12 protein-coding genes are annotated in these 11,808 nt (G+C 69.0%); 6 read left to right on the forward strand and 6 right to left on the reverse strand.

Annotation, left to right across the window (positions count from 1 at the left end):
* Positions 1-25: 25 nt before the first annotated feature.
* Both O7610_RS25590 and O7610_RS25595 read left to right on the forward strand, forming a co-directional pair.
* A complete protein-coding gene (locus O7610_RS25590; RefSeq protein ID WP_281552938.1) occupies positions 26-577 on the forward strand; it encodes an HD domain-containing protein in 552 nt (183 codons plus the stop codon).
* 733 nt (positions 578-1,310) lie between these two features.
* On the forward strand, positions 1,311-1,817 hold the full coding sequence (locus O7610_RS25595) for a nucleotidyltransferase domain-containing protein (RefSeq protein ID WP_289212070.1): 507 nt from the start codon (positions 1,311-1,313) through the stop codon (positions 1,815-1,817).
* Here the strand turns inward: O7610_RS25595 and O7610_RS25600 are convergent.
* Complete coding sequence (locus O7610_RS25600; protein WP_289212071.1) at positions 1,810-3,147, reverse strand: IS701 family transposase; 1,338 nt, start codon at positions 3,145-3,147, stop codon at positions 1,810-1,812. The two genes, O7610_RS25595 and O7610_RS25600, sit on opposite strands and share 8 nt — an antisense overlap.
* Before the next feature lie 447 nt (positions 3,148-3,594).
* On the opposite strand from O7610_RS25600, the gene O7610_RS25605 reads away from it, so the two are divergent.
* On the forward strand, positions 3,595-4,686 hold the full coding sequence (locus tag O7610_RS25605) for a PD-(D/E)XK nuclease domain-containing protein (RefSeq protein ID WP_289212072.1): 1,092 nt from the start codon (positions 3,595-3,597) through the stop codon (positions 4,684-4,686).
* A gap of 742 nt (positions 4,687-5,428) precedes the next feature.
* On the opposite strand, the gene O7610_RS25610 is transcribed toward O7610_RS25605, so the two are convergent.
* Both O7610_RS25610 and O7610_RS25615 read right to left on the reverse strand, forming a co-directional pair.
* A complete protein-coding gene (locus O7610_RS25610; protein ID WP_281552940.1) occupies positions 5,429-5,899 on the reverse strand; it encodes an NUDIX hydrolase in 471 nt (156 codons plus the stop codon).
* Positions 5,900-5,904: 5 nt separating this feature from the next.
* Positions 5,905-6,663: an XRE family transcriptional regulator gene (locus O7610_RS25615; RefSeq protein WP_289212073.1), complete on the reverse strand. Its 759-nt coding sequence runs from the start codon at positions 6,661-6,663 to the stop codon at positions 5,905-5,907.
* A 473-nt stretch (positions 6,664-7,136) separates the two neighbouring features.
* Here O7610_RS25615 and O7610_RS25620 point away from each other — a divergent pair, with 473 nt between their 5' ends.
* Both O7610_RS25620 and O7610_RS25625 read left to right on the forward strand, forming a co-directional pair.
* Entirely contained in the window at positions 7,137-7,346 is a 210-nt protein-coding gene (locus O7610_RS25620; RefSeq protein ID WP_475051452.1) for a hypothetical protein, read from the forward strand.
* 20 nt (positions 7,347-7,366) lie between these two features.
* Positions 7,367-7,624, forward strand: coding sequence for a hypothetical protein (locus O7610_RS25625; RefSeq protein WP_281552942.1), 258 nt, complete (start codon positions 7,367-7,369; stop codon positions 7,622-7,624).
* Positions 7,625-7,631: 7 nt separating this feature from the next.
* Here the strand turns inward: O7610_RS25625 and nagA are convergent, their stop codons facing one another.
* From nagA to O7610_RS25640, 3 genes are read right to left on the reverse strand one after another with little or no spacing between them, the layout of a single operon-like run.
* Complete coding sequence (nagA, locus tag O7610_RS25630; RefSeq protein ID WP_289212074.1) at positions 7,632-8,786, reverse strand: N-acetylglucosamine-6-phosphate deacetylase; 1,155 nt, start codon at positions 8,784-8,786, stop codon at positions 7,632-7,634.
* Positions 8,783-9,805, reverse strand: coding sequence for an ROK family protein (locus O7610_RS25635; protein ID WP_289212075.1), 1,023 nt, complete (start codon positions 9,803-9,805; stop codon positions 8,783-8,785). The genes nagA and O7610_RS25635 overlap by 4 nt, the downstream gene beginning before the upstream one ends.
* The gene (locus O7610_RS25640) at positions 9,802-10,734 is read right to left on the reverse strand and encodes an SIS domain-containing protein (protein WP_289212076.1); all 933 of its coding nucleotides are present in this window, start codon (positions 10,732-10,734) and stop codon (positions 9,802-9,804) included. The genes O7610_RS25635 and O7610_RS25640 overlap by 4 nt, the downstream gene beginning before the upstream one ends.
* A 251-nt stretch (positions 10,735-10,985) precedes the next feature.
* Between O7610_RS25640 and O7610_RS25645 the strand changes: the two genes are divergently transcribed.
* Positions 10,986-11,771, forward strand: a complete 786-nt coding sequence (locus O7610_RS25645) for a DeoR/GlpR family DNA-binding transcription regulator (protein ID WP_281552946.1) — start codon at positions 10,986-10,988, stop codon at positions 11,769-11,771.
* The last annotated feature ends 37 nt before the right edge of the window (positions 11,772-11,808 follow it).

Raw genomic sequence — 11,808 nt, forward strand, 5'->3', positions numbered from 1 at the left:
CTAGGGACGCCGTACGCTCTCGGGTATGTCGGGGCTGGTGGCGCGAGCGGCTGAGCTTGCCGAGGAACAGTTAGCTGCTGCTCTGCCTCGGCGTTGGCGTCATGTGCAGGCCGTTGCCAGGAAGGCCGGCGAGGTCAGTCACGTCCTGGACCCGACGGACGCTGAGGTTCTCGTCGCTGCCGCGTGGCTGCACGATGTCGGGTACGCACCCGGGGTGGCCGATACCGGCCTGCACGCTCTTGACGGCGGGCGGTGGCTACGTCGTGTCGGGGTATCCGACCGCGTGGCCGCTCTGGTGGCTCACCACTCGTGCGCACTGTTCGAGGCGGAGGAACGCGGCCTCCGGGACGAGTTGGCCGCTGAGTTCCCGCAGGAACAGTCGCTGACCGCTGATGCCCTCTGGTACGCGGACATGACGACCGGCCCGGACGGACACGACGTCGCCGTTGCGGACCGGCTGGCGGAGATCGAGCAACGCTATGGCCCGGATCACCTGGTCACCAGGTTCTGGGTACGGGCCAGACCGACACTGCTGGAAGCCGTCGAGCGCACCACGGGTCGGCTCGCGGTGTCCTAACCGATGTACGGCTTCGAACGCCCCTCGTAGCCGTGATCGACGCGCAGTCGCATGGAGGGATGGGTCGCTGCTGGGCCCTGGGCAAGCTCGACGGACGGCTGTCCTGACCACCGTTGCCGTCAAGGTGTCCCGCCGTGTCTGTGCTGGAGCCCCCGGCCGGGCTCGAACCGGCGACATCTCGCTTACGCGCTCTGCGCGCTTCGCCCGGCAGGGTCCGTCCGCGTCGGCGAATTCGGGTCACGGTCCGTGCCCGGCCGCCGACGGCTGTCCTTCGTCCGGGCACGTTGCTGTCACCGTTGCTGTCGAACCGACCTCCTGGTAGCGGGCTCACCGCGCTGCCTCCGCCGCTGGCGACCGGCCAAGGCAACGGAAGACGTTTACGGGCGACGGATCGGTTACCCCACGGCGGTAACAGGGCTGGTCACAGCGGCGGCTGGCCTCATTGCGGCTGTCGCGACGCTCACCGCGCCCCTCATCGCCTGACTACGTGGGGGCAGTCGGTGGCGCTCGCCTACCCCCACATCGTCGCAGCAAGACTGCTCCAACTCGCGTCCGGCGCGCCCGGCGGTTTGGGACGTGTCAACGACAGGGACGCTGCCGTACTCAAGCGGCCCTGTGGAGGAGGGCCAGCGCTTGATGTGCGCCGTCAAGCACAGCCGGACGCTCGGCCATACGAGCGGAGGAAGGCGTCTGCCCGTATCAGGTTGTCGGTGCAGGTCGTTAGGCTCCTGTTATGACCCCGTCGCTCGTGCCGTTGGACCAGGCCACGACTAGTACCAGGCAACCGCCTCAGGACGTCATCGCGCGGGCCATGGCAGCGGTACGAGGGCCGTTCGTTGCTGTTGCCCTGTACGGAAGCCAGGCACGGGGCACCGCCCGGACAGACAGCGACATCGATGTCCTCCAAGTGGTGCGAACACGTCCCGGTAAGTACTCCGACGGGGACGTCAACGTGACTGCATACAACATCAACACCTTGAAGGAGATGTCAAAGCAGGGCAGCCTCTTCATGCTCCACCTGCTCACTGACGGCTACATCCTGAGCGACCCCGATGGGACACTCGGGGAGATTTTTGCCAGTTATCAGTATCCTCCGCACTTCCGGAAGGCGATTGCTGAGTTGGCTGCCGCCGGGCGGGCGCTGACCGTTACGGATGCATCGCTCCACGCGGTCGGCCTGCGAAAGCTCGGGATCTACGTCGCTAGTAGGGCAGCCGTACTTCGTGACTTGATCATGTGAGTCTGGATCGGTAGTGGTACCAGCGGGCGCGGGCTTGATGGCGGCGGCGCCACCAGGACCAGCGGAGATGGTGTTCGAGGCTGTGCCAGGCTCTGGTAGCGAGGTTGTACAGCCTCTTGATCTCGACAACGGTCAGCCGGATGAGTCCGAGGTCGGCCGGTGGTGGTTCGCTGGGGTGGGTGGGTCGGGGTGGTGGCGTGGTCCCGGCCGCGGCGTCGGCGGCGGTGACCGCGCAGACGGCGAGCGCGGCCATGACCAGCACTATGTGCCGCATGATCGGGGTGTGGAGCCGGTTCTGGAACTGGTCGAACCCGAAGTGGTCCTTGCCGAAGCCGTGGTCCTCCTCGATCGTCCACCGCCGGCCGGTCACCCTCACCAACGCGGTCAGGGTCGCCGGAAGACGCTCCGGTATCCAGCAGTAGAAGTAGGCCAGGTCGTCGGGGTCAGCCAGGCTCCGGCGTACGAGCAGGTAGTGGCGGGGGCTGGCGGTGGCGATCCACGCCCACGCGTACCAGCGGTCGCCTTTGGAACCCGCCCCGCAGGACATGGTCTGCCAGGCGGTGTCGGTGGTCAGGGCGGTGACAGCGGTGTCGGCGCGGATCTTCGTCTTCCAGCCGGGCAGGGTGATCCGGAACGAGCACGGCACGCCGAGGCTGTAGCCGATTCCCCGGGTCTCGCAGGTGTCGCGTAGTCGCCGGTCCCGGCCGTAGACGGCGTCGGCGGTGCACCACCGCACGGGTACGCCGGCGTCGAGTGTCTCGGTGAGCAGGTCGGTGGCGAGTCGGGGTTTGGTCGCGAACTCGGTGTCGGCGGGGACGCCGGTGGCGGCGCGGCGGGCGTCGTCGTCGAGGTGGGCGGCGGGGATCCACAGGCGGGAGCCGACCAGGGCGTGGCCGGCGCGGGTGGCGTAGGTGGCGTTGACCAGGTTGACGGCGTTGGTGACCTTTCCCGCGCAGCCCACGTACTGGCGGGTCACGCCGCACGTGCCGGTGCCGGTCTTCTCCACGCCGCTCTCGTCGAAGATCAGGGTGTTGTCGCCGTCCGGGTCGGCCAGGCGTGCCACGGCGAAGTCACGGACCACGCCCATCGCCTTGTCGGTGTCCCAGACCGCGCGTTCGAGGAGTCGTTGCATCCGGTCGGGGGTGGTGTCCCCGGCGTGTTCGGCGAGGGTCCAGCAGTTCTTGCGTGGCAGGTCGGCGATCAGGCCACGGACGTACTTGCCGGCCTGCCGTAGTGGTTCGACCCGGGCGAAACACGCGCCGAGGTCTCCCATCAGCGTGGCGAGGTTCTCCTCGACCCGACCGGCCTCTACCATGGCCGCTGCGGCCACCTCGTGATCCTTCGTTGTCCACACAACACCGGACGATCATGCGGTGGCCGTCTCCGTCGCCGCACACCCTGTCCGTCCACACCCCACCACACCGGTCAGGTCACGAAGTACGGCTGCCCTACTAGAGAGCCCCGAGTATCTGATCAGTCACATGGGCTACGATCCGCGTCGCCCGAATGCTAGAGACCTCCGGGCGATGGTCCTTGAACCCCACTTCGAGCTGTTTCAAACTCGCCTGCAACCTCCGGTGCCATTAACGGTCTGCGGACACTATGCGCAGCGAGGCGGCCGGGCTTTCGTTTCGCAGTCCCTGATTTGCATCGACACGGGCTGCGGCACCACAGAAGGGGCACCGCTAAGCGCGGTCCTCCTTCCCGAGCGGTTGATTGTTCAGTCGGACATAGGAGGCGAGGTCAAGTGACATCTGAGCCGGCTAAGTTGCGTGAATTGCGGAACGCCGTCAATGACGGACGAGAGATAATCTCCGTCCACTATGCTTGCGAGAGTCTGACAGATGCAACGGATCATCCCCCAACTGTCTCCTGCATAGCTGTCGCAAGCCTGAACAACGGGACCCGAGAAGCCTTTTCACTAGCCGACCTACCTGTAGAGACCGACGCGGTGGGGCGAGAAATTTCCTTGCTGGAGCGGTTCTACGACTATCTAAGTGAAAATCGAGAATCTATCATAGTCCACTGGAATATGAACAGCTCGATCTTCGGGTTTGCCGCCCCCGCCAAGCGGTATTGCTTTATCGCTTCCAAGGAGCACCCTCCATACAGGCCGTCCGATCACCTCCTCTATGATATTGATGACATCGTCGCCGAGATGTATGGCGACCAGTACGTCAGGCATCCAAAGTTCTACAATCTTGCCTCACTCAACGAAGTCGGGCTCTACTCATTCCTTCCCGGCAAGGAGGAGGCAAACCGCTTCAAATCCGGAGACTTTGGTGCTATCAATAGCTCCACAACAACCAAAGCGCGTGCGAACTTAGACATCCTGCGCGCACTCTTGGCTGGACAGCTCCGCACCCAGAGAAGTTCGGGAAGCGTGCGATTCGCCGGGCAGCAGATAGATGCCGTTGACACGATTCTGACAATCGGGCAACGGATGCGGGACGTCGAGAGAGAGTTGTCTCGCAGGCACGGCGGTCGACCGACGATCACTGTCGCGGATGAGTATGACGCCCAGGATCTCCTGAAAGGGCTTTTTGCTCTATTCTTTGAGGACGTGCGCCCTGAGACGTGGACGCCTAACGTCGCCGGCGGTGCAGCTCGGATCGACTTCCTACTTCCCTCCTTCGAGCTGGCTGTCGAGATCAAGCGGGCGCGGCCAAGCATGACGGCTCGCAGTCTGGGCGACGAGCTGATTGTGGATCGGGACCGGTACAAGACAGAGCAGCGCGCCAAGCATCTAATCTGCCTTGTCTTCGACTATGACGGAATCCTACCCGGCCCCCGTGGACTAGAGGCGGACCTGAGCCGAGAATCAACGGTCGAAGGGCTGGCGGTAACGGTGAGAATCTTCGACCGCTGACTTTCTCATCCCGTCTGCCGTCGACCCGCCCTCCTGGGGAGCGGGCCTCCGCCCGGCCCGCCACGTCAAGACGGCCTTGACGGCTCGTACGGACGCTGGCGGGTCGGGCGGTGGTCTGCTCGGCTTGCCCGGGTCGATGGCGGGCGGGATGGCTCGCGCAACCACTCACGGACCGCGAGCCGTCGACGATCTTTCCCATCCCGGAGCTGACAGAGCGCCCCCGCCGGAGGCGCAGTAACCGCAACCCCCGCACGCGGCCGGCACCCTGCCGACGCGCCCGGCGTGCGCTCCACCACGCCGTGCGCCTGCCCGACCCGATCCCGGCCGGCTGCCGGCACAACCCCTGAACTTCTCTCCCACCTCGGCCACCCATTCGGCGGCGACCCGTTGGGCATCCCGCTTTCCGCGCCAGCCGCCGGGCGTGTTGCGTGGGCCGTAGTGGAGCGCCAGCGGAACGGAGGCCACGCGTCCAGGCGGCGGCGCGTGCGGCCCGCTTCGCGGGCCGCCTTGAAGACGTACAGAAAGTTCTCACAGCACCGCCGGCAGCCGGCCGGCACCGGGCGCGTATAAGCCTGGCGGGGACGTCTAGGGACGCCGTACGCTCCGGGTATGTCGGGGCTGGTGGCGCGAGCGGCTGAGCTTGCCGAGGAACGGTTAGCGGCGGCTCTGCCTCGGCGTTGGCGTCATGTGCAGGCCGTTGCCTGGAAGCCGTCGGGCGGACCACGGATCGGCTCGCGGTGTCCTAACCGATGTACGGCTTCGAACGCCCCTCGTAGCCGTGATCGATGCGCAGCCGCATGGACGGATGGATCGTCAGCGTGCTCAGCTCATCCTGGGCAACCCACCGAACTTCGGACGACTCGTCGCTCGTGGTGGGTTCGCCGGACAGGTACCGGGCGCGGAAGCAGATGGAGAACTGCTGCCGTACTTCGCCATCGCTGTACTCGATGACATGGTTCGGGTTGGTGTAGAGGCCGACGATCTCGGTCACCTCGATGTCAACCCCGGCTTCCTCCTTGGTCTCACGCACGGCTGTCTCGGCGATGTACTCGCCGAAGTCCTGCGCCCCGCCCGGTAGCGCCCACAGGTCGTTGTCTGTCCGGCGTACCAGGAGAACGCGGTCGTCCGCGTCGAGGACGAAGGCGGTCACAGCGACAACGATCGAGTTCGGTCGGGGGGCGTCCGGGTTGTTGAAGTGCTCGGTCCTGGCCACGGCTCCTAGCCTGCCACTTGCGGGGGCCAGATCGGTGCGGCGCTGGACCAGACGCGGTCGAAGCTGTCGGCGTAGGTGTCGAACAGGTCGCCTCCGGAGAGTCGCCGGAGGTGGAAGACCGGGGCATGTGCGGCGGGGAACCCGTAGGCGTGCGTGTTGACAAGCATCTCGTTGTCAAACCGGTAGATCGAGTTGTAGAGGGTCGTGCTGTGGAACCGGGCATGTACACCTGGCACGTCCTGGAGCTGATTGTAGAAGGCCATCACGTTGCGCACCTTGCCCGCTATTGCGTCGCCGATCCCCTCCTCGGCTCCTCGCTGGGCCACGGCCTCCGACTCCGGGTTGCCGAGGAGTAGTCGGACGTCGACACCGGCTAGCGCCCTTTCTTTGAGGTCTCGGATCAGGGTAGGCACCAGTTCCGGTAGGAACAGGCCGGCGTAGACGAGAATGCCGATTCGTTCGCTGGACTGCTCGATCAGTCGCCGCCACAGGTCGTACGGCACGGCGGACCGGCGGGAGTAGACGTGCACGACCTCGGATTCCGCCACCCGTGCGACGCGCTCGGGTGATGCGGCGTTGGGCCAGAGGTACGACTCACGCTCTTTCAGCAGGCCGGCGATGGCGTGTCGGTGTCGTGGGTAGGGGACACGGTTCTGCGTTATCCACCGCTCGGCCGTCTTGGGGCTGACTCCGACACGTTCAGCCAAACTCAGCGGTGTCAGGCCGGCGTTCAGGACGGCTTCCCGTAGACGGTCGTTCGCCATGACTACCCCTTCGCAACCCTTCGAGGGACGACTTTATCCTAACCAGGACGTCCCTAGACGTGCAAAGTGCGTTGTGACGCCGTGGCTTCCCCTCCGGCGAGAGTGGACCTCGTCAGCGAGCAGTCGTCCGCAAGGGTTGCGCGTTGGACAGGAGGTCCGTGCTCACTCGGTCCTCGGCGCGAACCTGAGTGGATCGACACCTACGAGAAGACGAGGTGGTCATGATCCTCACGCCAACCCAACCCATCTGGAAGTCTCGATGCTAGGCGTCGGCGCGTTCGTCGGGGCGGCGCTGCTCGGCTTCTGCGCGGGGCTGTGGTCGTTCCGAGTGAAGTCCAGATGGTGCCCCAGCTGCGGATGCGCCACCTGGCCGATGGAGCGAGGCGCCGACGGCGTGGAAAGGCCATGTGGCGACGGGTGACCCGGTGAACAACCGGCTGCTCCGGACCCCGGAACCGAGCCCAGGAGATGTGTTGCTGATCGGGCGGGAGGCGAGCGTCCAGTTCGCCGACGACCGCGGCATCCGATTCCGGGTGATCGCGGTGGACCGGAAGTGGACGTACGACGGCTGGATCTGGCTCACCGGCTACGTGCTGGACCGCCACGGCAACGCCATGGAACGGCGCGAGATCTTCGTCCAGCGTCACGGACTCTACCGACTGCCCAAACGTGCCGCGACCTGACTGTTGACCAAGGAGAAGAAGTGATCATCGACGTACTACGGGACTGGTGGCTGCGCTGGCTCGACTGGCGCTCCGGCCGGTCCACGGCGTCCCTGCGACTGCGCGCCCTACGGCTGCGGCAGACGACATCCGCCCGGCACCGCCGACTCGACGGTAACCGTGGACACCACTGGCGTTCGGAGACCACCACCCTGCTGCCGACCCTGCGCCCCCTGATGACCTACGGCCAGCAAGTCGGCTATCGACTGCCGCCCGCCAGCATTCTGACCAGCCGGTGACCGTGGCTCACTGCCAGACGCCGGCGCGCATCACCCGGCGTACCCGCAGGTCGTCGTCGAGCTCGACCAAGTCGGCCCGGTGCCCGGGGGCGAGTGCGCCGACCGTGCCGGCCAGGCCGACCGTCGCCGCCGGGGTGGTGGCCGCCATCCGTACGGCGTCGACGATGTCGATGCCGGCGGCGACCGCCCGGCGCAGCGCCGCGTCCATGGTCAGCGTGCTGCCGGCGATCGACCCGTCGCGGGCCAACCGGGCCACGGAGTCGGACACCGTCACCGCCTGCCCGCCGAGTTCGTACGCGCCGTCGGGCATGCCGGCGGCGGCCATCGCGTCGGTGACCAGCGCGGTCCGACCGGGGCCGCCGACCGACGTGGCGAAGGTGAGGGTGCCGTCGTGCAGGTGCACCCCGTCGGCGATCAGTTCACAGGTGACGCGGTCGTCGCCGAGCAGGGCGAACACCGGGCCGGGTTCGCGGTGGTGCGGCGGGCGCATCCCGTTGAACAGGTGCGTACCGGCGGTGGCGCCGGCGTCGATCGCCGCCCGGGTCTGGTCGTAGCCGGCGTCGGTGTGGCCGATCGCGGCGACCACCCCGGCGTCGACCAGCCGGGCGATCGCGGCCAGCGCGCCGGTCCGTTCCGGGGCCACGGTGACCATCCGGATCACGCCGTCGCCGAGGTCGAGCAGCCCGGCCAGTTCGTCCGGCTCCGGGTCGCGCAGGTACGCCGGGTTCTGCGCCCCGCACCGCACGACCGACAGGTAGGGGCCCTCGAAGTGCAGCCCGGCGAGGGTGCCGTCGGCGACCAGCGGGGCGTACCGGGTGACGGCGTCGCGCATCAGCTCGACTGGCGAGCTGACCAGGCTGGCCAGCAGGCTGGTGGTGCCGTGGGCCAGGTGGAAGGCGGCGGCCCGGCGGGCCGAGTCGGGGTCGCCGGTGGTGAAGGTGTGTCCGCCGCCGCCATGGTTGTGGATGTCGACGAAGCCCGGCACGATCCAGCCCGATGCCGATGCCGATGCCGATGCCGATGCCGATGCCGATGCCGACGCGTGCACCCCGGCCGGGCCGCCGTCGGTCGTCGCCACCTCGGTGATCGTGTCGCCGTCGACGGCCAGGCGGCCGTGCTCGCGTACCCCGTCGGGGGTGACCAGCCGGCCCTCGATCCTCATCGGGCGGCCCGCTCAGCCGGCTCGGCGGCCCGCTCGACCAGGTCCGACGCGACCAGGTCCGACGCGACCAGGTCCGACGCGAGCAGCGCGGCACCGAGGCAGCCGGCCTCGTCGCCGAGCGCGGCCCGGACCAGCCGGGGCAGCCGGTGGAAGGTGGCCCGGCGGCGGACGGCGGCGTCCAGCGGGGCGAGCAGTTGGTCGCCGGCCTCGGCGAGCCCGCCGCCCAGCACCACCAGCTCGGGGTCGAACATCGCCTGGCCGATCAGCAGGCCGTCGGCGAGCGCGTCGACCGCGTCGGCCCAGATCCGGCCGGCGGTCGGGTCGCCGGCGGCGGCCAGCCGGGCCACTTCGGCGGCGCCGCCGGTGCGGCGGCCGGCCTGGTCGGCGTACCGGCGGGTGATCGCCGCCGCCGACGCGACCGCCTCCAGGCAGCCGGTCTGCCGGCAGCCGCAGGTCGGCCCGTCGGGGCGGACCACCACATGACCGAGTTCGCCGGCCGCGCCGTGCGCGCCGGGGTAGCCGGTGCCGTCGACGACGGCGGCGGCCGCGATGCCGGTGCCGACCGCCACGAACAGCACGTGCCGGCTGCCCTGCCCGGCGCCGATCCGGGCCTCGGCGACCCCGCCGGCCCGTACGTCGTGGCCGAGCGCCGTCGGCAGCCCGACCCGGGCGGCCACCAGGTCACGCAGCGGTACGTCGCGGAAGCCGACGTTGGCCGACCAGACCGCGACGCCGGCCGACTCGTCGACGACCCCGGGTACGGCGACGCCGACCGCGACCGGGGTGAGCCCGTCGGCGCGGGCGGCGTCGGCGAGCTGCCCGGCGAGGTCGCAGATGGTGTCGACGACGGCGGCCGGCCCCCGGGCCGCCGCGGTCGGTCGCCGCTCGGTGTGCCGTACCGCCCGGTCGGTCAGCCCGACCAGGGCGCTCTTGATGCCGGTGCCGCCGACGTCCAACGCAATGACGACCTCGTCGGACGGTCCGGGCGGTGTCGGGCCGGCTCCGCCGGGCAGCGTCACGTCAGCACGACCGACCGGGTCAGGTGGCGCGGGTTGTCCGGGTCGAGCCCACGGCTGGCTGCGAGGGCCACCGCGAACCGTTGGGCGAGGATCAGGTCGGCCATCGGGTCGAGCGGCCGGCGTCCGGCGGCCCACCGGTCGAGGACGGCGTACACGCCGTTGGTCCGGCTGTGCACGAACGCCGCGCCCGTCGCCGCCACGTCGTCGGCCAGGTGGTCGGGGATCTCGCCGAACGCCCACACCATCCGGCCCGGCCCGGCGATCGCGATCGGCCCGTGCCGGTAGTCCATCGCCGGGTACGCCTCGGACCAGAAGACGGCGGCCTCGCGGCACTTCAGCGCCGCCTCGTGGGCCAGGCCGACGGTCCAGCCCCGGCCGAGGAAGGTGGCCTGGTCGATCAGTGCCGGGTCGATCGGCAGCCGGGCCCGGACGGCGACCTCGGCGTCGGCGGCGATCGCCGCCACGTCCGCGCCGAGGTGGGCCCGCAGCAGCGCCAGCACGCTGGTGGCGAAGCGGGTCTGCACCACGGACCGCTCGTCGGCGTACGGCAGGGCGACGACGTGGCCGGCGAGCTGGGCGGCGGGGGAGCCGGGGTCGCCGACGAGGACCGTGGTGCGCTGCGGGTCGTCGACGGCGGCGAGCAGGTCGGTGATCTCGGTGGTGGTGCCGGAGCGGCTGATCGCGATGATCCGGTCGTAGTGTCGGCCGGTGGGGAACTCGGAGGCCTGGAAGGCGTCGGTCTCACCGTGGCCGGCGCGTTCCCGCAGCCCGGCGTACGCCATCGCCATGAACCAGGAGGTGCCGCAGCCGACCACGGCGACCCGCTCGCCGGTGCGGGGCAGCGCCCGGGCGGGGGTGTCGGCGGCCTGTGCGGCCGCCCGGCGCCAGCACTCCGGCTGGCTGGCGATCTCGGCGTCGACGTAGCTCATCGCGACACTCCTCGCTGACGACAAGCAGCGGTGCTCGTTCGGGCTCGAACTGGCACCTTTTCGCGCGTCATTGTGCGCGTTCTCGTGACCGGGTGGCAACAACCGGGCTGGGGTGATGCCCGATCGCGCAGCCAGAGGTTTTGCCTGGCGGGCGTTTCGCGCATTAGTGTGCAGCAAACTGGTCACGATCTGCGCAGCGAGGCGTGGTAAGCAGCGAGGCGCGGTAGCAGCGAAGCGTGGGAAGGGGCGGCATGGATCGGTACGCACGCTGGAACGCTCTGCTGGAACTGCTCACCGACAGCGGCCGGATCACCGTCGAGGACGCCGCCACCCGCCTCGACGTCTCCCAGGCCACCATTCGCCGCGACTTCGACCAGCTCGCCCAGCAACAGATGATCACCCGCACCCGGGGCGGGGCGGTCGCCAACGGCGTCTCCTACGACCTGCCGCTGCGCTACAAGACTGCCAAGCACTCGGCGGAGAAGCAGCGCATCGGCGCGGCCGCCGCCGCACTCGTCGAACCCGGCATGGTCGTCGGGCTCAACGGCGGCACCACCACCACCGAGGTGGCCCGCGCGCTCGCCGTACGCCCGGATCTGAACACCAGCGCGGACGGCGCCCAACTGACCGTGGTCACCAACGCGCTGAACATCGCCAACGAGCTGCTGGTCCGTTCCCGGATGAAGATCGTCGTCGCCGGCGGCGTGGTCCGACCGCAGTCGTTCGAACTGGTCGGACCGCTCGGCGGCGCGCTGCTGCGGGAGGTCACCCTGGACGTCGCGCTGCTCGGTGTCGACGCGATCGACCCGCAGCTCGGGGCCGCCGCCCACCACGAGGGCGAGGCGTCGATGAACGCGCTGATGGTGGCCCGCGCCAAACGGGTGGTGATCATCGCCGACGGGTCGAAGCTGGGCGGACACGCCTTCGCCCGGATCTGCCCGATCGACCGGGTGGAGACCCTGATCACCGACTCCGGCGCCGAGCCCGGCACGGTCGCCGCCTTCCGTGAACTCGGCGTGACGGTGGTCACCGCCTGAGCGGTCGGTCCCGTATGGTGTGTCCGGGTTTCGACGG

Source organism: Solwaraspora sp. WMMA2065 (genome assembly GCF_030345075.1).
Taxonomy (GTDB): Bacteria; Actinomycetota; Actinomycetes; order Mycobacteriales; family Micromonosporaceae; genus Micromonospora_E.

What these genes read in the sequence shown, in the direction of transcription:
- O7610_RS25640 (WP_289212076.1), bottom strand. Translation starts at nt 10,734, where the DNA reads ATGAGCTACGTCGACGCCGAGATCGCCAGCCAGCCGGAGTGCTGGCGC.
- nagA (WP_289212074.1), bottom strand. Translation starts at nt 8,786, where the DNA reads ATGAGGATCGAGGGCCGGCTGGTCACCCCCGACGGGGTACGCGAGCAC.
- O7610_RS25645 (WP_281552946.1), top strand. Translation starts at nt 10,986, where the DNA reads ATGGATCGGTACGCACGCTGGAACGCTCTGCTGGAACTGCTCACCGAC.
- O7610_RS25615 (WP_289212073.1), bottom strand. Translation starts at nt 6,663, where the DNA reads ATGGCGAACGACCGTCTACGGGAAGCCGTCCTGAACGCCGGCCTGACA.
- O7610_RS25595 (WP_289212070.1), top strand. Translation starts at nt 1,311, where the DNA reads ATGACCCCGTCGCTCGTGCCGTTGGACCAGGCCACGACTAGTACCAGG.
- O7610_RS25590 (WP_281552938.1), top strand. Translation starts at nt 26, where the DNA reads ATGTCGGGGCTGGTGGCGCGAGCGGCTGAGCTTGCCGAGGAACAGTTA.